Origin of the sequence: Spiroplasma endosymbiont of Nephrotoma flavescens (genome assembly GCF_964030835.1) — a bacterium.
Lineage (GTDB): Bacteria > Bacillota_I > Bacilli_A > Mycoplasmatales > Nriv7 > Nriv7.
Map to the genome: position 1 here is coordinate 678,612 of NZ_OZ034982.1, position 20,762 is coordinate 699,373.

Here is a 20,762-nt window from a genome sequence, read left to right on the forward strand (position 1 = left end):
TTTTAGAAAAAGTAAATTTAAGGAGTTTTTATATGGGATACAAACATCTTGGCATAGATGAAAGAATTTATATTGAGAATCAATTGAAATTTAAAGTAAAAATTAGTGAAATAGCTAAAAATCTTAATCGAAGTATTAGTACTATTAATCGAGAAGTTAATAGAGCTGAATTATACTTGTAAGTGCAAGTAAATAAAATTGCAAAAGATTTCATATAAAAATTTCATGATGCTAAGTTTATTTTAGAAAAAGTAAATTTAAGGAGTTTTTATATGGGATACAAACATCTTGGCATAGATGAAAGAATTTATATTGAGAATCAATTGAAATTTAAAGTAAAAATTAGTGAAATAGCTAAAAATCTTAATCGAAGTATTAGTACTATTAATCGAGAAGTTAATAGAAATAAAGATAATAATCATTATTTTTCATTAATTGCACAAAATAAAGCAGAAAATAGAAAACAATTACATGTTTATTTTCATAAATTTAAAAATAGAGAATTAGTAAAATATGTACAACAAAAATTATTATTAGGTTGATCGCCTGAACAAATTTATGGCAGAATTAAAAATTTTCATCAAGAATGAATTATTAGTTTTAAAACAATTTACAATTGAATTTATTCTGGATTACTTGAAAAGGTTACTAGTAAAAATTTAAGAAGAAAAGGTAAGAAACGAAAATCTCAAGAAAATCGGGGTAAATTTAATGGTAAATCCATTAAAGAACGAAATGTTAATAATCGCATAACTCTTGGCCATTGAGAAGGTGATACTGTAGTATCATCACGAGGTAAAAGTAAATCATGTTTAATAACTTTAGTTGAAAGAACATCAAGATTTACTTTAGCAATATTAGTTGAAAATAGAACTACTAAAGTTATTAACAAAAATATTAGTCATTATTTATCAATTCTTCCAAATAATCTTGTTAAGACTATAACATTTGATAGGGGTAAAGAATTTACTAATTGACAACAACTTGAAAAAAATTTAAATGTGAAAATTTATTTTGCTGATGCATATTCACCTTGACAAAGAGGTACTAATGAAAATACTAATGGTTTAATTAGAGAAAAATTTCCTAAAAAATTTAATTTTTCAAACACTACTAAAAATGCAGTTCATAAATTTATATTGTCTTTAAACCAAAGACCAAGAAAAATACTAAATTATCTTTCGCCAATCGAATATTTGGTTAGAAAAATAATTTAGTTGCACTTAACTTTACAATTTGGCAAATTAATAAATGATTAAATTCATCCTCAGTTATTCATCGCTTCTTAACTACAACTTCATTTTTAATTAAAGGCATTACGGCATTACCGCCACCAAAACCAAAAAAAGATATTTTCAAAAAAACATAAAACAATTGTCAATATAATTGCCATTTTGAATATTTTGTTTTTTTTCATCATATCAACCCTTAATATCTTATAAAAAGAAAAAGAATCAGCATCTAATTCTCTTTCTTAATAATTTCAATTTATTATTTTCTTAGTTTTAATTGTTCAATTATTTTACGATAACGATTAATATCATGATCTTTTAAGTAATCTAACATATTTCGTCTTTGTGATACTTTTCTTACTAAACTTCGTTCAGTAATAACATCTTTACGATGTACTTTTAAATGTGCCGTTAAATTAATAATTTTCTCTGTTAAAAGTGCTATTTGTACTTCTGCTGAACCCGTATCTTTTTCTTTTCTCCCAAATTTAGCAATAATTTGTTTTTTATCCTCAGCTGTAATTGCCATTTAATAAATCCTCCAATAATTATAAACTTAACTAAAACCAATTAATAAAATAGAAGGTATTTTAAAAACTTGTAATAGTCGTATTCGTATAAATATTAACCTATTTTACGAAAATATTCAAGGGTTTTGCTGTAATCTTCGCTAATTAACTGTTTTAAATGTTCTAAACTTTTAACAGCAACATTATCTCGTAAATACTTTAAAAAGGAAATTTTAATTTTTACACCATAAATATTATTATTAAACTTAAGAATATATGATTCACATTTTAAAACATTATCAATTCTAATAATACAAGAAATTGCTTGATAGTTTTTATTATCTAAACTAACATTAGTAATATAGACACCCTCATTTAATATTGAAAAATTATCATTTAAATGAATATTTGCTGTTGGAAATTGAATTTTATTACCTAATTTATTACCTTTAACAACAATACCTTTAATATTATAAGGTTGCAATAATAACTTATTAGCACTAACAATTTGTTTTTTTTGTAGTAACTGACGAATATATGTTGTTGATACCCGAATATCATTATTAATTAAAACTTTATTAACAACAATTACTTTAGAAAAATTTTTCTGCAAATGACTAATATTTCCCAAACCAAAATTTGCAAAACGAAAATCATCACCAACAACGATAATATCAATATTCAATTGTTTAAGATAAAAAATAAACTGTTCAATTGATCATTTTCTTGTATTATCATTAAATGGAAAAATAACAAAATTATCAAATCCCATTAATGAAACTAATTTTTGCTTATCATCCATATCAAGCAAGTCATCATATTGTTGTTGTAAAATTATTTTCTTTGGTGCGATTGAAAAAGTAAAAAATAGTGATTGATAATTATTTTCTTTAGCTTCCTTTAATACTGTTTGAGTTAATAACTGATGTCCAATATGAAGCCCATCAAAAAATCCTAAACACGCTACTTGTTTATTTGAAAATTGCTGTTTTTCATCAATAGTATTAATTATTTTCATCATTTCATAATCCTTTTTTACAATAATATTTATTATCTAGTCCCTTAACATATATTGCTAATGGGATTTGATTATTATCAGTTAACAACACAGTATCACTTTCAATCTCTTTTAATTGAATAGCCTTACCATTTTTAATATCTTTTGTTTCCTTAATATTAATAAGTGGCATATAGTCTTGTAATACATTTGATAATGAAATCATATTTTGTTCTTGAATTTTATCAAGTTCGCAACAATTACTAATCTTATATGCACCACTAGCTATTCTTTGCAATTTTTTTACTGTTGCTATCGTATTTAAAGTTTTAGCAATGTCTACTACTAAACTACGAATATATGTTCCTTTTGAACATTTAACTTTTAGGGAAACATAAGGAAAATCAAAACTTACTAACTCTAAATAATCTAACTTCACAAGTCGTTTTGCTAATAATACTTCTTGATCCTTGCGAGCATATTCATAAAGTTTTTTCCCTTGAAACTTAATCGCCGAATATTTAGGTGGTATTTGATTGTATGATAACGGAAAAAACTTTAAACAATTAAGAAATTGCTCTTTTGTAATTAACTTATTATCATTAGCAATAACATTACCAGTAATATCACCACTATTAGTTAAAATATTAAATTGCATTGTTACTAAATACTCTTTCGTTTCGTTCAATAATAATGAAGAAATCTTTGTCGCTTGATTGACCAAAATTATTAGTACACCAGTAGCTAGAGGGTCTAAAGTTCCGGCATGACCAACTTTATAATATTTAAACTTTTTTTTAAGATAAGATACTACTTGATGCGATGTCATCTCAGTAGGTTTATCAATTAGTAAAATTCCTGAATTCATTATAATAAAAAATCTCCAAAGATATTATATCATACTTAAAAGACTTTGAAAAATTTACCAATACAACTAAAAAGGAAACAATTAAATTGTTTCCTCCAAAAACTTAATACACATATTTTCTCAACTCTTTCAATATGCGTAAGCATTAAGTAAAACTATTACTAGAATTACTTAGTTAAATATTAACACAATGTACTCAAATTATTATCCTTTTTATTAGCAAAAAGAAATCCTTTTAATCCATCATTAAATTTAAGTAATTATTCAGTTAATAATTGCTGTCTTTTTTCTTTACTTCTTTTTTTTCTTTCTTGTTCTGCTTTTTCTTGTTTTCTTGCTTGTCTTTCCATCGCTTGTTGTGCTAACATTTGCTCTGCTACTTTGGCAGTTTCTGCTTCAAGTTCAAAAATTCTATTGCGATCAAAACTAGTTCCTGCTTGTGGTGCAGTTTGTATTGGATCTCCTACTTTTGTACTAGTAGAAGCACCAGTTGTGAGACTACAACATAAAAAATCAGGTGAAGAACAACCTAGTTTATTACAAGAATATTTATTATTTAAAATAGAACTAACAGGAGCTACTCTTGCATATTGCTCATTACCAGTTGTTTTTTGATTTTGTGCTTCCTGTAATTTTCTTTTTCTTTTTTCTCTTGCTTGTTGTGCTAGCATTTGTTGTGCTACTAATTCGCTTTCTTTTCAAATTTGATGTTGTTCTTCCCGCTCTCGTTGGCTTTTTTCTCTTGCTTGTTTTTCCTTCGCTTGTTGTCTTTTTTCTCTTGCTTGTTTTTCCTGCTCTTGTTGGGCTAACATTTCTTCTGCTACTTTGGCAATCTCTGCTTCAAGTTTAAAAATTGTATTATCCATTGCAGAGGATGTTAAATCAATAAGTTCAATATTATTTATTTGTGTTTTAGTACTAGTAGAAGGTTGAGAATCAAATTCATCTACTATTGGAGAGGATGTTAAATCAATAAGTTCAATATCACCAACCATTTCTTGAGAAATCAATTTTAGACTATCAGCATAAATCATATCACTTTTCTTTCATCAGCGCGATTCTAAATCTCGTAATTCTGTTCACACAGTATTTTGATTTGCTTGGTTATTTAAATCAACTTTTTCTTGATATTGCTGATCCTCTAAATCTAAAAAACTGCTGTTGATAAGTCGTTCAGCAAGTCCTTCTAATGTTATTTTATTAGTATCTTGCAAGGAATTATTACAACATCTTAACTTGTTATCAAATTCTCCACTTATTTCTTTTAGTTGACATTCTCACATCTGATCAGCAATTTTTCTTTGTTCTAATTGCTTTTTTCTATTTATATGCTGAATTATACTTGTAAGTGCAAGTAAATAAAATTGCAAAAGATTTCATATAAAAATTTCATGATGCTAAGTTTATTTTAGAAAAAGTAAATTTAAGGAGTTTTTATATGGGATACAAACATCTTGGCATAGATGAAAGAATTTATATTGAGAATCAATTGAAATTTAAAGTAAAAATTAGTGAAATAGCTAAAAATCTTAATCGAAGTATTAGTACTATTAATCGAGAAGTTAATAGAAATAAAGATAATAATCATTATTTTTCATTAATTGCACAAAATAAAGCAGAAAATAGAAAACAATTACATGTTTATTTTCATAAATTTAAAAATAGAGAATTAGTAAAATATGTACAACAAAAATTATTATTAGGTTGATCGCCTGAACAAATTTATGGCAGAATTAAAAATTTTCATCAAGAATGAATTATTAGTTTTAAAACAATTTACAATTGAATTTATTCTGGATTACTTGAAAAGGTTACTAGTAAAAATTTAAGAAGAAAAGGTAAGAAACGAAAATCTCAAGAAAATCGGGGTAAATTTAATGGTAAATCCATTAAAGAACGAAATGTTAATAATCGCATAACTCTTGGCCATTGAGAAGGTGATACTGTAGTATCATCACGAGGTAAAAGTAAATCATGTTTAATAACTTTAGTTGAAAGAACATCAAGATTTACTTTAGCAATATTAGTTGAAAATAGAACTACTAAAGTTATTAACAAAAATATTAGTCATTATTTATCAATTCTTCCAAATAATCTTGTTAAGACTATAACATTTGATAGGGGTAAAGAATTTGCTAATTGACAACAACTTGAAAAAAATTTAAATGTGAAAATTTATTTTGCTGATGCATATTCACCTTGACAAAGAGGTACTAATGAAAATACTAATGGTTTAATTAGAGAAAAATTTCCTAAAAAATTTAATTTTTCAAACACTACTAAAAATGCAGTTCATAAATTTATATTGTCTTTAAACCAAAGACCAAGAAAAATACTAAATTATCTTTCGCCAATCGAATATTTGGTTAGAAAAATAATTTAGTTGCACTTAACTTTACAATTTGGCATTATTTCTAGTAATCATTTATTTTTGCAATTTTGTTCTCACTTATTAATATCATTATAATTAACTACATTAAAAGATTTAATGAATTTGTTAGAATTATTTAAATCTTTCTTTTGTTTACTTGTTAAGTTTTGACCTTGTAATTGTTTTATTTCCAAGTCATTAATTTTTTTTATTTGCTCTTCTATTTCTCGACGCTTATTTTCTTGTTCAATTATCTTATCTTCTATTTCTATTTTTAGCAGTATTTTAGCATAATCAAATTGCCTATCTTGTCATTCTTTTAACTTAGATATAAAACAAGTTAAATGTTCAAAGTTTTCTCCTGAAAAAATACTATATAAAATCATAGGGTTATACATTTTTTCTTCTGTCACTCCGATTCTTTCCATAAAACTTCCAGTCCCAAACATTGAAAAACTATATTGACTTTGCTTTAGCAAATCAGTATATCTTTGTTTATATTCTTTATTTCTTCTAATTTCTTCTTTTTCGATTCGTTCTTTTTGAATCTTATATACATTTAAAACTTCTTTTTCGATATTAGCAATTTCTTGTTGAAATTTATTCATAAATTTTCATTTCCTTTTTTAATTTTAATTTTTAAGTAATTAAGTTAATTAATCTGCTAATCTTAACAATAAGAAATAATTTTAACCAATCGTTAAATTTAAGTGATTATTCAGTTAATCATTGCTGTCTTTGTTCTCTTACTTGTCTTTCCCTATCTTTTTGTGCTAACATTTGCTCTGCTACTTTGGCAGTTTCTTCTTCAAGTTTAAGAATATCTTCTAATATTCCTTTTTCTGCTTCACTTTGTGTATTTTCTTGCGTCTTTTTATCATTAGTTATTTTCTTATTAAGTTCTATTTCGGAATAATTAGAACTATTAGTATTGATAGTAAAGTCCATTAAATCAATTAAAGGACAACCTAGTTGTTCTTGTTGAGTACTATTATCGGAGGAAAAAATTGGCAACTGAGATAGTTGCCTATCAACTGTTTCATTAGATAAAATATTAGAATCACAGTTCATAAATGTTATTTCATCAAAAGGAATCTGATTTTTTTTTCAACTTGTTCAAGAGAAGTTAAATCAATAACAGTTTCTTTGCTTATTGCACTAGTAGAAGGAACTGACAATACTTTATCGGTTGCACTCACTATTTTAGCTCGCCTCTTAACATTAGATTTTAGAGGAACAGCTTCTGTACTAATAAGATGTTGAGAAAGAATATCTAAATTAGATATTTCTTGTTTGAAAATCAACTTCATATTGCCATCATTAGTTTTATTAATTATTCTTCTTCAATTACATTCTAAATCTCATAATTTTGTTCAAACATCATTTCTTTTTATTTCTTCTTGAATTAAGTTAGCTTGCTTGTTATATTCTTGTCTTTCTAATTTTCTAAGTGTATTTTTTATAGCTCGTTCTTTAACTAATGCTACCGGTATAACATCTTGATATTTATTATCTTCTTCTGCTATAATCTTATTTTCTTTCTCTAATTTTTGTTTATAAACTATTAAATCATTTTCAAACTCTCTTTTTGATTTCATTGTATATAAAATCTCTTTTTGTTGATGTATTCACATTTCGTTACTCATTTTTCTTCGCTTTAATTCTTTTTCATTAATTACTAACAGTTTTTCTTTAGCTGCTAGCAAATATTTATTTTTGGAACTTTGTTCTCACTGAAACATATCATCGTAATAATTAACAATACCTAAAGAATCAAGATCTTGTTGATACGAATTAAAAATCTTTAATTCCGCATCATTTAAATTACCACATTTTAATTTTTTGATATTTAATTCATTAATTTTTTTAAATTTCTTTTCTATTTCTCGGCGTTGATTTTCTTGTTCCACCATTTTATTTTCTATTTCTATGTGAGCTGTTGCTGCATTAAAATGAAGTTGCATATCTTGTCATTCTTTTGCTACACATAAAAAATCATCCAAACAAGAATAGTTTTCTCCAACAAACAAATTATTTAAAAGCATTGGATTATTCAGATTTTCTTTAGTTATTTCTAACTTTCCTATTAAAGTTTCTTTATTAAAAATTGAATCATTAAACTTATTTAATTTCATGATATGAATTTGTTTTTTCTTATATTGTTCAATTCTTCTAATATCTTCAATTTGGATTCTTTGTTATTGAACTTTATACATTTCTAAAAATTGCTTTTCTAATTTATTTTTCTCTTGCTGATTTTGATCCATAAATTCTCGTTTCCTCTCTTCATTTAAATTTAAATGATTAAATTAATTACTACTTTTTTTATGTAAGGATAAAAAGAATCTAGTATTATCTAGACTCTAAAATTACATAATTATTTTTTCTTTTTAAGATATTATTTTTATTTAAATAAAAAAATAAGACTAATAACTAATCTTATTTAAATAATTGATGCATTTATCCTTAAATTCAAGTAATTAATTTCTTGAAAAAGAAAATTATTAACTTCCTGATACCGAAAATATCTCATAAAAATAACTTAATAAACTTTGTTCACTATAAATAATGGTCGCTGGTTGATAGTAAAAATATGAAAAACAACTAATAACAGTATTAAAAACAACCCTAGTATTTTCAATTTGATAATCATTAGCAGACAAAATAACTTCTTCTTGATAATTAATAATTATCCGGTCAAGATATTTATTAGATAAAGAATGAATGCTATTAAAGACATAATAACAACTATCTTGTTTTTTAATTACAGTTAAATAACCACTAGTTGTTTGTGGTTTTGTTATTTTTGATAATCCCAAAATACTAGTTAAAATCAACAATCCAATGACTAAAAAATAAATTAAAACACCATTATTATGAATTGACTTATGAATTATTGGTTTCACTAGTAATTACTCCGAATGACGATACTATTACCTCTTGCGAAAAATAAGTCTTCAAATTACTATCATGACTAACAAAAATAATTAAAGCATCATCAAAATATGTTAATAACAATTTAATTAATTTAATTTTTAATTGCTGGTTAACATTACTTAATGATTCATCAATTAAAATTATTTTCCACTGATGATGAAAGAATAATGATAAAAAAGCAACAACTTGTCGTTGACCAGAACTTAAATTGCTACCATTATTATCACATTTAGTGTTAATATTCAAATTTATTGCTTGTAAAAGAACACTAACATTTAATTTTTCCAATTTTGCTAAATTTACTAGTTGATAATTAAAATTAACAATATTATCTAAAACTGTTCCCTCATAAACATAGGGATGTTGTTGCAAATAACAAATAATTTCATTATGAGCAAGAAATCGCATATCTTGATTATTTAACAAAATAATTCCTTGATAGTTATCATACATTCCACCAATAAGTTTTAATAAAGTAGATTTCCCACTACCAGAAACCCCACTAATAAAATTAGTTTTTTAAATTGATAATTAATTTTTTGAAAAATAATTTGATCACAATATTTAAACGACACATTTTGCAATGAGATTGTTGAAATAGTTGTTTCGCACAAAGAATTATGCTTAATTTCCTTTTTAAAAAATAACAGGGGTTTTACACGATTAATCGCTTGCTTCAGTTTTTTTCTCGTAATAATTAGCTGACCAATTTCTTGAAAAAAGTTTGTTACATAGCCTGTTAATGAACTAGCAATATTATTTGTCCTAAAGATATCATATTGCTAGCAAGTAACTTACTTGCTAAATACAATATTAATAAATTACAAAGACTAATAATCAACTGTTCATAGTGATTAACTTTAACTTCAGCATTAGATAAACTAATACTAGTTTTTTGTAATTGGTCATAACTTTGTTGAATTTTAAATAAAACAACATCATTAACATCACAACCTATTCTTTGCGTTGATGATTGAATTAGTTGTAAATATTGTTGATAATGAAAAATCGTTTCTTGTTTTTGTTTAATTTGTTGATGATAACAAAAATTATGAAATAACAAATTAATACATAACAAAATTAATGACTGCAATCCAATCGCTAGTAAAAATCATCAATGAATAAAAAATAACAATATAGTACTAATAATTGCCATAACAAAAATATGAATACCTTGTAATAACTTTGTTGTTAATAAACTACAAACAATAGTTAAATCCTCAACTCTTTGCAATCAATCACTATCTTGATATTGTTCCATTATTATAAAATTACTTTCACTAATAGCAAAATAATATCGATGTGTCATACTAGTAATAAAATTATGAGTTAACATTAAAATTATTTTTTGTTGACAAAAACTAACAATCATTTTCATTAAAATAATAATTATAAAACCTAATAAAATCTTTAATCAAATACTATTTAAAATAAAAAGATGATGACTATCAATAAATACTTTTACTAACATATTTGCTAAAAAATTAATTACCGTTAATAATAAATTAATAATCAATAGCCCTAAAATTATCATTAAATATGGTTGCAATAAATAAAATAATAAACAAGATAACATATTTTTTTGTTTACTAGCAAGAATTATTGTTTTAGCACTAATAATTAAAGTATCCAAATAAATATTTTGTAAATATTCATTTGTTACTCATTGTAATTTTTCCTTGCTAGGATCAGCAATTAAAAATTTTTTTCGATGTTTTTTATAAACAACAATAAAATGAGCTTCACCATTGTCATTATTAACATATAAAATTCAAGGCGTTTTTAACGATAACTTTTGAAGTTGCTCAAAATTACAATGATATGGTGTTAATAATACTCCCTGTGAATAGGCTACCGCTTTCAATGTTTTAATACTTCAATATTCTCATTGAAATGATGCTTCTTGTTTTAAAGTTTCTAATGAAATTCGTTGCTTGTGATAATACTTAATTAACATTGCTAAACAAGCAACAGCACAATCATTTTTTTGCTCTTGTCATATTAATGGATACAACATTTAATCCCCATTACTACTTTTACTTATCTAATATTTTTTTCCTTGTAAAACATAAAAAAATCTCGTTAATTATTAACGAGAAAATTTACGATTTTGTGCTTGTTTAAATAAACGTTTTTCTCTGGGAGAAAGGAAGTGTTTACGCTTTTCTAATTCTCTTTTAATTGGAGAAGCAGCTTTTTTAAATCTGCGTAAAGCTTGATCAATATCTTCTCCATCCTTTTTTACAACAACTGTGGCCATTTAATTTTCAACTCCATTTTCCTATATTTTTTTACATATGAATATTTTATAGCTAGACCCTATAATTATAATTTTTTTTGCTATAAAATGCAAATGATTTAATAAATATGATATAAAATTGCAAATAATGAAACAAAATTCACAAAAAATTAAAACCATTTTTACTGCCAAATTGTAAAGTTAAGTGCAACTAAATTATTTTTCTAACCAAATTATTCGATTGGCGAAAGATAATTTAGTATTTTTCTTGGTCTTTGGTTTAAAGACAATATAAATTTATGAACTGCATTTTTAGTAGTGTTTGAAAAATTAAATTTTTTAGGAAATTTTTCTCTAATTAAACCATTAGTATTTTCATTAGTACCTCTTTGTCAAGGTGAATATGCATCAGCAAAATAAATTTTCACATTTAAATTTTTTTCAAGTTGTTGTCAATTAGCAAATTCTTTACCCCTATCAAATGTTATAGTCTTAACAAGATTATTTGGAAGAATTGATAAATAATGACTAATATTTTTGTTAATAACTTTAGTAGTTCTATTTTCAACTAATATTGCTAAAGTAAATCTTGATGTTCTTTCAACTAAAGTTATTAAACATGATTTACTTCTTTAATGGATTTACCATTAAATTTACCCCGATTTTCTTGAGATTTTCGTTTCTTACCTTTTCTTCTTAAATTTTTACTAGTAACCTTTTCAAGTAATCCAGAATAAATTCAATTGTAAATTGTTTTAAAACTAATAATTCATTCTTGATGAAAATTTTTAATTCTGCCATAAATTTGTTCAGGCGATCAACCTAATAATAATTTTTGTTGTACATATTTTACTAATTCTCTATTTTTAAATTTATGAAAATAAACATGTAATTGTTTTCTATTTTCTGCTTTATTTTGTGCAATTAATGAAAAATAATGATTATTATCTTTATTTCTATTAACTTCTCGATTAATAGTACTAATACTTCGATTAAGATTTTTAGCTATTTCACTAATTTTTACTTTAAATTTCAATTGATTCTCAATATAAATTCTTTCATCTATGCCAAGATGTTTGTATCCCATATAAAAACTCCTTAAATTTACTTTTTCTAAAATAAACTTAGCATCATGAAATTTTTATATGAAATCTTTTGCAATTTTATTTACTTGCACTTACAAGTATAATTCAGCAACTAAAATTAATTAGCAACTAAACCATCAATAACGCTGCTTTACTAATCCCCAGTCGGTCTGCTCCACCTTTAATAAGTTTTATTGCCTGTGCTTTAGTTTTAATTTTCCCTGACGCTTTAATATACATTGCATCTTTAACAATACTACGAATTAATTTAATATCTTTAACTTTAGCACCACTTTTAGCAAATCCTGTTGAAGTTTTAATAAAATCTGCTTGTGCTTGCAAAGCTAATTTACAAACTTGAATTTTTTCTTCTTTCGTTAATAATGCAGTTTCAATAATAACTTTTAAAATTTGTTTTGGACATACAGCCCGAACATGTTTAATATCATTTAATACTACCGTATATGCCCCTTCTTTTAAAGCTCCGACATTAATAACCATATCAATCTCATCGGCACCATCACGAACAGCTTGTTCAGTTTCCAACACTTTAATATTTGTAGGCACCGAACCCAATGGAAAACCAACAACAGTACAAACATTAACCTTTGTCTTTTTTAACAAATTTTTAGCATGACTAACATAAATAGGATTAACACATACACTAGCAAATTTGTGCTTTTCAGCATCCAAACAAATTTTTTGAATGTCATGACTCGTAGCATGTGAACTTAATAAAGTATAATCAATAAATTCATTCAGTTTCATAAAACAAGCAGATCTCCTTACTAATTATTTATTTTTAATTATTAATTCATCATTTAGGGTAGAAATTTCACTTTTTGATAATGCCTCTCATTTTAACCTTTGAATAAAAAACTTAATATCAAAGATAATTGTTACTAAACCAAATATTCCAGAAATTCCAATTGATAAACCAAACGCTAAAATAGCATTTTGGTGATTTTTAGCAATTAAAATTAATAAATTGGCTAAAATTGACATCACTGCCATCAATACGATTAATATTAAGTATTTATATGCTTTAAATTGATATTTAATATCAAAATTCTTACTTGATACATAAGTTAATCAAACATAAACCATTATTAAACATAAAGTTATTAATGGAATTAAATAACTAGCAATTTCAAAACCACCACTTAAAGGTAAATTTGATTTTTGAACACTAATAAATACCATTGTTAAAAACAATCAATTAATTGCAAATAATAAATTTAAAATTGCACCCATTCGCTTTGAACTTAAAGACATTCTTATTGCTCCTTTAACTTTTCATGTTCATAACCGATATTAGCAAGAAATGCTAAAACAGCTGTTTCTGATCTTAAAACTCTTTTTCCTAAATTAATTGCATGAAAACCTTCAAAATTAAAAAATTCTAATTCTTTATCACTAAAACCACCCTCAGGTCCACAAATAAAAGTAATACTTGTTGACTTGGATAATGGTAACATTAGTGCCGACAATGAACGGGTTGCTAATGATAATTCATTAGCAATTAAATTTAACTCGCTCTTATAAGGAATAATAGCAGTAAAATCAGTAATAATATCAACAATTTTTGGAATTTGATTACGATTCGACTGTTGTGCTGCTTCTTTAGCAATCTTTTGTCAACGCATCATCTTTTTTTTCTTATCATCATTTCGTTTAATCTTAGTAACACTTCGTTCTAAAGCAATACCAATAATTTGTGTCACACCTAATTCAGTCGCTTTTTGAACAATTCAATCATTACGATCTTGTTTAAGCAATGGCATTAATAATGTTACAACTATTTCTAATTCGGTATTTTCCAATAAATTTTTTTGAATTTCAACTTTTAATTGTGGTTTCTTTTCAATTATCTTCGTTTGATATTTTTTGCCATTATATACAGCAATTAACAAGTCATTAATTTGAAATCTTAAAACATTAACTAAATGATGAGTATCAATATCATTAAAAATTAAATTGCCGAATTCATCTTGAAAATGAGCAAAATAACATTGCATTATATCACCTACTCCAATATTAATTATATCATTTTTAAATCATTACCCAAACCGTCCTGCAATATAATCTTCAGTTTCCTTTTGTTGTGGTGATAAAAATAATTTTCTTGTTCTTGCCACTTCAACAATTTTACCCATTAAAAAAAATGCTGTTTGATCAGAAATTCTTGCTGCTTGTTGCATTGAATGGGTCACAATAATAATTGTAAAATCTTTTTTTAATTGCAATATTAACTCCTCAATTTTACCAGTAGCAATCGGATCTAATGCTGAAGTTGGTTCATCCATTAATAGCACTTCTGGTTTAATAGCAATTGCTCGAGCAATACATAATCTTTGTTGTTGACCACCACTTAAACTTAAAGCTGGACTTTTTAAATCATTTTTAACTTCATCTCATAATGCCGCTTTTTTTAATGAATCTTCAATTATTTCATCCAATTTTTTTCGATTTCTAATTCCTAAACTTCTTAGTCCATAAGCAACATTATCATAAATTGATTTTGGAAAAGGATTAAGTTTTTGAAAAACCATACCAATCGTAGTTCTTAAAGCAATAATATCTTGTTTATTATCATAAATATTTTTTTGTTGATAAATAATTTCTCCCGTAATTTTAGTTCCTTCAATTAAATCATTCATGGGCGCATAAAGTTTTGTTAGGTGGGTAAAGATTTGAATAAGTATTAAGGCAGTCGGCAATGATTGTCTTTTTATTTTATAAGGTGTTAAAATTTGTTCTTTGAAAATTAAATACAAGTGAATTAATAATGTTGGTATGTATTAAAGCACGATAAATTGTGGGTGGTCGCCATAACCAAAAGAAGTTTACCAGTTAATAGATAACACCCTATTAGCTATAGCAATTTGTTTCGTTTTGCAATAAAAAATGAATGGGTGGATTTCCTAAAAATATACACGCTATTAAATTAGTTCCAAGGGTAGGATGCGGATATTAAAGTGTAGAAATTTCTATATAGGGGTATGCTAAGTTTAAAATTATTAAAACCTTTATCTAATAATAATAAAAAAACAAAATTTACTAACAAAGCTTGTTAAACACTTAAATCTGCGATATATAAGTGTTTAAAAAACTAAGTTAACTAACTTAGTTAATATAACTTAGTTTATCTATAAGGAAGGTAATTTACTATGAAAAACATTAAAAACATTTTCTTAAATACTAAGAAGTATCTTTTAAAAGAAACGCAAAACGCAATGTTTATTAAAGCGCCAAAAATTCCGTGATTTAATAAACAAATCGGCATTTGGTTTCCAAAGCGATTTGTTTATAAAGGAAAATACGAAAATTCAATTTGTATTGGAATAATAAAAGATAGTAAATATCAAGTAATTTCAATTAATCAACAAGAACAAGAAACGAAGTTAATTAAAGGCCGAGAATTATTAGGTTTCTTCATTGCCGAAAAAGAAAATAACAAAAAAGATATGAATTATAACTATTTTAAAGGAGTTTAAAAATGAATATTGCAATTGGACTAATATTTATTATTGTCAGCATAATGCTGTCAGCATATTTTGCTTATAAAATTTATGCCAAAATAAAAATTAGAATTAAATATAAAAATGCCATTAAAAATAATACTGGTAATTTCACAAAAGACGAAAAAGTATTTATTGCTCGCTTTGAAGAATGAGTTAAAGCTCCTAATTCAAAAGAAAATAACAAGGATAAAAAATAATGTTTTGAGAAATTATCATGGAGTTCTTAAAACTGTTTGTTCCGATAGAAAAAATGCCTGCACAAGTTGCTTTTATTGCCGGATTAATTATTATCATTACTTTTCTTTTCGCATTAATTTCAATTATGTATTTACCAATAAAAATGATTTTTGGGAAATAAAAAATGACGGTAAATTTAAAAGAATTTAATTGAGAGCAAATTAAACAAACTTTCTGAGATTTATTTATTCAAATTACAACTATCCCGGCTCATATTAGTGGTGGTAAAGAAATTGATTTAACCCAAAAAACACTTTGACTTTTAATAGCAAACATTGCTTTTTGATTCTTAACAGCGATTATGGTGTGATTTATTCTAATGCTACTTTGAAAAACCATATCAGTATTTAGATAAAGACAAATGACGAATGCCTCAAGAAGAAAGGGGGTGATTATATGATTGGAACTTTCTTAGCCGATGCACCAGCAAAAATAACAGCTAGCGATGCGATGACTAAATTGTGAAATGCAATTATAACGGCATTTACTAAAATGTGAGAAATTATTGCTGTTAATATGCCACAAGTCGGTAACTTCTTTGCTGACTACTGAATCTTCATTTTTCCATTTATTTTGGCAATATTCTTTATTTGCTTTAAAATGTTTGAAAAACTACTTGGCGCAGTCCGCTAACAAAAAAATAAAGTGAGGTGCAAGATGAAATTTTGCAAATGAATAATAGAAAAAAATAACCATTTTATTGAATTGAATCGCACCTCATTTTTAATTTTATGACATTGAGGAGCAATTTGATACATTTACAACGGTTATTTCAAAAACATTGTGAGCTATTTATTTTTAGCCGGTTGTATTTTAATTTTCCTTTTTAAAATCGGTAATTTAACACAAATTAACAAAGTTATTAATTTCTTAAAAAATTCACCATTAAATATTGTGATTGGTTCATTAGGAACTGGAAAAACTGCTTTTCTAGTATACGCAGCAAAATTACTAAAAAAGAAGAAATATCACATCGCCGCAACCTTTCCATTATTAGAAACCCAAAAATTAAGTTTAGGGCATATGAGGTTATTAGACTTTGATTATCCGGTATTGCCAGACAAAACGTTACTTTTGTGAGATGAAACCAATTTATTTTTAGAAGGAACTGATTGAGAAAAAAATAATACCAAAAACGAAGAAACCGGTATTCAAGAATATTTCGCTTTGGCACGCCATTTCGGTCATATTGTGCTTGCTAGCGGTCAAAGAGATAAACATATTTGAGTTAAAGTTCGTGATATTGCCAATAATGTGATTGTGGGAATTCGCAAAAAACCCGTTAATATTTTTCGTCCCTACTTAAAAGTCATCTATGGCACCTTTACGAGCATTGAAGAATATGAACGCTGACGAAACACCTTAATTGATGCGAAAAATAGTAAAAAAGGGCGTCGCATTAAATATCGCGATATTCCTGAACTTGATATTTATTTTTTTAAACTAAAAATTCCTCTACCAATATTAAACACTTACAATTCTTTTTACCTAGCATTTTTAAGAGATTACTTAAATTCAAAAGTAAATCCCGACTATGAAGACAAATACTATACTGACACAGCAATTGATTTAGAAGACTTAGAATACTTAAAAATGGATAAATTTAGCAAATTTTTAAGAAAAATGAAAGAAAAGGAATAATATAAAAAATGGAAAATCTCGCAAAAATGTCCGACTTTCTGGCTCAAATGCTTTATAAAGTTTTTGACTTAATTTGAAGTTTAGAGGTGCCGGGAACAAATATTCAACTAATATTTCCTTTGTTCTTAACACTGGCTGTAGAATTTCTTATGGCAATTATTCTTGGATTTGGTAGTCAACAAGTTAATTTAGAAAAACAACGCCAATATGCGGTTAAAAATAAAGGGCGTTTAAGTGCGTGAGGAAAAACTAAAAAACAAATAAAACCAATAAAAACAAAGCAAGGTAACTAACAATGTTTAAACTAATTATTATTTTTATCTTAATAACTGTTCTTGGGTTATTAGCAGGTAGTCATTTTGAAACCTTAACGAACTTATATTAGCGAAGAGCTTGCTAATTTCCAAAAATTTATTACTAGCAATTTAACAATTTTAGAACTATTTAAACCAATGGCTCGGACATTTTCGCAACACCCAATTTTTACCATTCTTGGCGTTACTTGTGTACTTATTGCCTTATTTATTGTGATTAAAGGACGATAAAAATATGAAAGGAGAATTAAAATGAAAAAACTTTTAGGAAAATTATTTAAAAAAGATAATTCAAAAGAAAAAATGCCATTAAAATTAAGAATTAAAAATTCTTTTAAAAAGCAGTGGTTAAAAATAGTATTAAGTATCATTTTCATTTTTATAAGCTTATTAATTTGCGCATTAACAGTAATCGATACTAAATGAATAACTGGAACAAGCGACGAATTTAATAATTTTATGAATAAACAGATGGTTGATTTTTTTGGCAAGTTCAATAGTGGTATTATGCTCTCAGGAATATTTGTTTTTTGATGAGGCGGAGCAATATATTTTGCAATTAAATTTGAAAAATTAATCCGCTTGATTATTCAGAAAATTAAAGCAAAAAGAGCCTTTAAAAATGAAATCAAACAAATTAATTAGCTCTTTAAAAAAATATTGATGAATAATACTTAATTACATTATATTAATATCTTTAAGTATAGTTTTATTATTACATACAGATATTGAAAATTTGCAACAATTTATTAAAAATTTTGGAGCAATTGGTAAGTTAATGATTATAGGTTATTCATTAGTGTGAGTAACCATAACAGAAATGGTAAACTCTTTAATTCGCTTTGTATTAAAAAAGATTAAAAATAAAAGAATAATGAAAAATAAAATATTTTAAAAAGGAGTGATAAAAATGTTTATGAAAATATTTACCGTGTTAATTATTAGTTTCAATAACATTTTTACTATTCCCGCAAACATTAACAACGAAAAAACCACAGCACAACTAGTTAGAAATAAAAGAGAAGATAATAAAATTTATGATTTTGAAATAAAAGACTTGCAAAAAGTGAAATTTCATTTCTCACCAAGCAAAAATTATCTTACACAAGTTCAAGTAAATAAAATAGATAATAACAATCTAAATGAAAAATTACCAGAATTAAGATATTTAAACAATCTTAGTTTTAAATTCACACAAGAATTACAAAATAATCAGAATAAACAAAATAATATTAAACAACTAATAACTACACACGGACAAGAAATAACAGAGATAAATGGTTCCAAATTTTGAGTAATTAATAAAAAAATAACAATCAAAGCACAAGGGACAAATTTAACTAATTTCAAAGAATCAGTTATTAATAACATATGAGATTACACATTAAATAGTACAAATGATTTTGAAATTGAAACCAAAAAAGAAAGTACCGATATTGAATTACCGACAACAACAACTAATTTTGATGGCAACCATAAATACAGTGATATTATTGAGAACCTTGACTATTTAATGATTCATCGTGGTGATTTTGACAAATTTAATTACTCTTATCTTTATTGAACACCAATATTTAATTTCATTGGCACCTTAGAAAAAGGTTACTATAAAGAATTCACCATTAAAAATCACGGCTTTAAAAACGAAAGCTATTTTTATCACAAAACATCGACAGATTTAAACAATATTAATGAAAATATCCTTAAAATCAAGGCATTTAACAAAACCCTAATTGCCGGAAACAATTATTTACAATTATTACACGGTGAAAAGGAAATCTGAAAATATGATACTGCAAATGCTAACGATTATTACCTAATTAAGCATCTTTTTGGAACTTTAAATTATCTTGATGTTAAATTTAGTTTTTTAAGATACGACCCTGAATTAAAGAACGATATTTATCTTTATTTTAAAAACAACATTCCTAGTATTAACAACAGCGATTACAAAAATGTCTTTGATCAAATCTATGAAATTCTTGGAAACTTCTTTGCCAGCTTATTTTACGCCACTTTTGACATGGACGAAAAAACTCATACCGAAATTTATTTTAAAGGCATAGATAACTATAAGAAGGACCACTTTATTCAAATCGGCTTCTTTTATCGTTCTTTAATTACCTTTTATCCTAAAAAATATTTAATCAATATTACTGGTAATTCGGAACTGCTACTAAGAAGTTATTTTTTTACTTTTGATAAAAAAACGCACCAAGAGAACTATAATGCCATTAAAAATAAAAATAGTATCTACCAAATTGAGTTCAATGTGCTTAAATCTTATGATAATAAACTTATTACCCTGCCAACTGAAGCAATAAATAGCAAAATTAATTATCTTAATACGGACATTGATATTCGTTATGGTATTAACATTTTTACCTTAACCTTTCCGCTTTATTACAAAGGTAATATCTCTAACTACAATTTTAAAATTTATGACTTTAATGTCTTAAATTCAACAGCTTTTATCCCTGATGGTTCAAATAACAGTGAATGAAATGATTTAATTCCACCAGCAAATTGTAAATATTCTGGACGGTGAATACCAACCTTTAATAATATTGGATGTGCCATTCAAAATGCCGGTATCAAAATGCTAAACTGAATGCTTACGGCTTCACAAGTCATTACGATTTTACGACCATTAGCGATTATTGCAAAAGCAACAGTTAACTTTTCAACTGTCATTTTTCCAGTTTTTAAAACAGTGCCAGCCTTTTACTATACCTTTCAATTTTTAATCGGTTTTGCCATTTTTCTAATGATTTTAAGAATTTTTGTATAATATATATATATATATAT

Annotated in this window: 30 protein-coding genes; 12 read left to right on the top strand and 18 right to left on the bottom strand. The window is 25.6% G+C overall.

Features of this window, described 5'->3' with window-relative positions:
- Nucleotides 1–32: 32 nt before the first annotated feature.
- On the top strand, nt 33–182 hold the full coding sequence (locus AAHN02_RS04090) for a helix-turn-helix domain-containing protein (protein ID WP_342277390.1): 150 nt from the start codon (nt 33–35) through the stop codon (nt 180–182).
- A 90-nt stretch (nt 183–272) separates the two neighbouring features.
- Nucleotides 273–1,217: an IS30 family transposase gene (locus tag AAHN02_RS04095; protein ID WP_342277391.1), complete on the top strand. Its 945-nt coding sequence runs from the start codon at nt 273–275 to the stop codon at nt 1,215–1,217.
- On the opposite strand, the gene AAHN02_RS04100 is transcribed toward AAHN02_RS04095, so the two are convergent.
- From AAHN02_RS04100 to AAHN02_RS04120, 5 genes are all read right to left on the bottom strand, one after another.
- The gene (locus AAHN02_RS04100) at nt 1,201–1,359 is read right to left on the bottom strand and encodes a chromate transporter (protein WP_342277392.1); all 159 of its coding nucleotides are present in this window, start codon (nt 1,357–1,359) and stop codon (nt 1,201–1,203) included. The two genes, AAHN02_RS04095 and AAHN02_RS04100, sit on opposite strands and share 17 nt — an antisense overlap.
- A 132-nt stretch (nt 1,360–1,491) precedes the next feature.
- Nucleotides 1,492–1,761: a 30S ribosomal protein S15 gene (gene rpsO / locus AAHN02_RS04105; protein ID WP_338967879.1), complete on the bottom strand. Its 270-nt coding sequence runs from the start codon at nt 1,759–1,761 to the stop codon at nt 1,492–1,494.
- A gap of 95 nt (nt 1,762–1,856) precedes the next feature.
- Nucleotides 1,857–2,759 carry a riboflavin biosynthesis protein RibF gene (ribF, locus tag AAHN02_RS04110; RefSeq protein WP_342277393.1) on the bottom strand — a complete coding sequence of 301 codons (903 nt, stop codon included), beginning with the start codon at nt 2,757–2,759 and terminating at the stop codon, nt 1,857–1,859.
- A complete protein-coding gene (gene truB, locus AAHN02_RS04115) occupies nt 2,746–3,606 on the bottom strand; it encodes a tRNA pseudouridine(55) synthase TruB (protein WP_338967876.1) in 861 nt (286 codons plus the stop codon). The genes ribF and truB overlap by 14 nt, the downstream gene beginning before the upstream one ends.
- 260 nt (nt 3,607–3,866) lie before the next feature.
- Nucleotides 3,867–4,976 (bottom strand): hypothetical protein, encoded by a 1,110-nt coding sequence (locus tag AAHN02_RS04120; protein ID WP_342277394.1) that lies wholly within the window; start codon nt 4,974–4,976, stop codon nt 3,867–3,869.
- Between the two features lie 68 nt (nt 4,977–5,044).
- Here AAHN02_RS04120 and AAHN02_RS04125 point away from each other — a divergent pair, with 68 nt between their 5' ends.
- Nucleotides 5,045–5,989, top strand: coding sequence for an IS30 family transposase (locus AAHN02_RS04125; RefSeq protein ID WP_338966716.1), 945 nt, complete (start codon nt 5,045–5,047; stop codon nt 5,987–5,989).
- Here AAHN02_RS04125 and AAHN02_RS04130 read toward each other — a convergent pair.
- From AAHN02_RS04130 to AAHN02_RS04190, 13 genes are all read right to left on the bottom strand, one after another.
- On the bottom strand, nt 5,986–6,585 hold the full coding sequence (locus AAHN02_RS04130; protein ID WP_342277395.1) for a hypothetical protein: 600 nt from the start codon (nt 6,583–6,585) through the stop codon (nt 5,986–5,988). The genes AAHN02_RS04125 and AAHN02_RS04130 overlap by 4 nt on opposite strands.
- Nucleotides 6,586–6,691: 106 nt before the next feature.
- A complete protein-coding gene (locus tag AAHN02_RS04135; protein WP_342277396.1) occupies nt 6,692–7,048 on the bottom strand; it encodes a hypothetical protein in 357 nt (118 codons plus the stop codon).
- Between the two features lie 5 nt (nt 7,049–7,053).
- Complete coding sequence (locus AAHN02_RS04140; protein WP_342277397.1) at nt 7,054–8,112, bottom strand: hypothetical protein; 1,059 nt, start codon at nt 8,110–8,112, stop codon at nt 7,054–7,056.
- A 369-nt stretch (nt 8,113–8,481) separates the two neighbouring features.
- Nucleotides 8,482–8,883: a hypothetical protein gene (locus tag AAHN02_RS04145; protein WP_342277398.1), complete on the bottom strand. Its 402-nt coding sequence runs from the start codon at nt 8,881–8,883 to the stop codon at nt 8,482–8,484.
- Nucleotides 8,864–9,367 carry an ATP-binding cassette domain-containing protein gene (locus tag AAHN02_RS04150; protein WP_342277399.1) on the bottom strand — a complete coding sequence of 168 codons (504 nt, stop codon included), beginning with the start codon at nt 9,365–9,367 and terminating at the stop codon, nt 8,864–8,866. The genes AAHN02_RS04145 and AAHN02_RS04150 overlap by 20 nt, the downstream gene beginning before the upstream one ends.
- A gap of 286 nt (nt 9,368–9,653) precedes the next feature.
- The gene (locus AAHN02_RS04155; RefSeq protein ID WP_342277400.1) at nt 9,654–10,928 is read right to left on the bottom strand and encodes a cysteine peptidase family C39 domain-containing protein; all 1,275 of its coding nucleotides are present in this window, start codon (nt 10,926–10,928) and stop codon (nt 9,654–9,656) included.
- Nucleotides 10,929–11,003: 75 nt separating this feature from the next.
- Nucleotides 11,004–11,174, bottom strand: coding sequence for a 30S ribosomal protein S21 (gene rpsU, locus AAHN02_RS04160; RefSeq protein ID WP_338967572.1), 171 nt, complete (start codon nt 11,172–11,174; stop codon nt 11,004–11,006).
- A 212-nt stretch (nt 11,175–11,386) separates the two neighbouring features.
- On the bottom strand, nt 11,387–11,770 hold the full coding sequence (locus AAHN02_RS04165; protein ID WP_342278188.1) for an IS30 family transposase: 384 nt from the start codon (nt 11,768–11,770) through the stop codon (nt 11,387–11,389).
- Complete coding sequence (locus tag AAHN02_RS04170; RefSeq protein ID WP_342277401.1) at nt 11,767–12,240, bottom strand: IS30 family transposase; 474 nt, start codon at nt 12,238–12,240, stop codon at nt 11,767–11,769. The genes AAHN02_RS04165 and AAHN02_RS04170 overlap by 4 nt, the downstream gene beginning before the upstream one ends.
- A gap of 127 nt (nt 12,241–12,367) precedes the next feature.
- Nucleotides 12,368–13,006, bottom strand: coding sequence for a deoxyribose-phosphate aldolase (deoC, locus tag AAHN02_RS04175; protein ID WP_342277402.1), 639 nt, complete (start codon nt 13,004–13,006; stop codon nt 12,368–12,370).
- Nucleotides 13,007–13,030: 24 nt separating this feature from the next.
- The gene (locus AAHN02_RS04180) at nt 13,031–13,513 is read right to left on the bottom strand and encodes a hypothetical protein (protein WP_342277403.1); all 483 of its coding nucleotides are present in this window, start codon (nt 13,511–13,513) and stop codon (nt 13,031–13,033) included.
- Between the two features lie 2 nt (nt 13,514–13,515).
- The gene (locus tag AAHN02_RS04185) at nt 13,516–14,256 is read right to left on the bottom strand and encodes a 16S rRNA (uracil(1498)-N(3))-methyltransferase (protein ID WP_338967547.1); all 741 of its coding nucleotides are present in this window, start codon (nt 14,254–14,256) and stop codon (nt 13,516–13,518) included.
- Nucleotides 14,257–14,298: 42 nt separating this feature from the next.
- Entirely contained in the window at nt 14,299–14,958 is a 660-nt protein-coding gene (locus AAHN02_RS04190) for a phosphate ABC transporter ATP-binding protein (protein WP_425289511.1), read from the bottom strand.
- 450 nt (nt 14,959–15,408) lie between these two features.
- On the opposite strand from AAHN02_RS04190, the gene AAHN02_RS04195 reads away from it, so the two are divergent.
- The 9 genes from AAHN02_RS04195 (at nt 15,409) to AAHN02_RS04235 (ending at nt 20,745) form a co-directional block, all read left to right on the top strand.
- A complete protein-coding gene (locus AAHN02_RS04195) occupies nt 15,409–15,735 on the top strand; it encodes a hypothetical protein (protein ID WP_342277404.1) in 327 nt (108 codons plus the stop codon).
- Between the two features lie 2 nt (nt 15,736–15,737).
- On the top strand, nt 15,738–15,959 hold the full coding sequence (locus tag AAHN02_RS04200; protein WP_342277405.1) for a hypothetical protein: 222 nt from the start codon (nt 15,738–15,740) through the stop codon (nt 15,957–15,959).
- The gene (locus tag AAHN02_RS04205) at nt 15,959–16,120 is read left to right on the top strand and encodes a hypothetical protein (protein WP_338981383.1); all 162 of its coding nucleotides are present in this window, start codon (nt 15,959–15,961) and stop codon (nt 16,118–16,120) included. The genes AAHN02_RS04200 and AAHN02_RS04205 overlap by 1 nt, the downstream gene beginning before the upstream one ends.
- 3 nt (nt 16,121–16,123) lie before the next feature.
- Complete coding sequence (locus AAHN02_RS04210; protein ID WP_342277406.1) at nt 16,124–16,354, top strand: hypothetical protein; 231 nt, start codon at nt 16,124–16,126, stop codon at nt 16,352–16,354.
- A 41-nt stretch (nt 16,355–16,395) separates the two neighbouring features.
- Nucleotides 16,396–16,632, top strand: coding sequence for a hypothetical protein (locus tag AAHN02_RS04215; RefSeq protein ID WP_338967064.1), 237 nt, complete (start codon nt 16,396–16,398; stop codon nt 16,630–16,632).
- A 24-nt stretch (nt 16,633–16,656) separates the two neighbouring features.
- Nucleotides 16,657–17,640, top strand: a complete 984-nt coding sequence (locus AAHN02_RS04220; RefSeq protein WP_342277407.1) for a hypothetical protein — start codon at nt 16,657–16,659, stop codon at nt 17,638–17,640.
- A gap of 8 nt (nt 17,641–17,648) precedes the next feature.
- Nucleotides 17,649–17,933 (top strand): hypothetical protein, encoded by a 285-nt coding sequence (locus AAHN02_RS04225; RefSeq protein ID WP_342277408.1) that lies wholly within the window; start codon nt 17,649–17,651, stop codon nt 17,931–17,933.
- Nucleotides 17,934–18,206: 273 nt separating this feature from the next.
- Entirely contained in the window at nt 18,207–18,599 is a 393-nt protein-coding gene (locus tag AAHN02_RS04230) for a hypothetical protein (protein WP_342277409.1), read from the top strand.
- Nucleotides 18,600–18,870: 271 nt separating this feature from the next.
- A complete protein-coding gene (locus tag AAHN02_RS04235; protein WP_342277410.1) occupies nt 18,871–20,745 on the top strand; it encodes a hypothetical protein in 1,875 nt (624 codons plus the stop codon).
- Nucleotides 20,746–20,762: the final 17 nt, after the last annotated feature.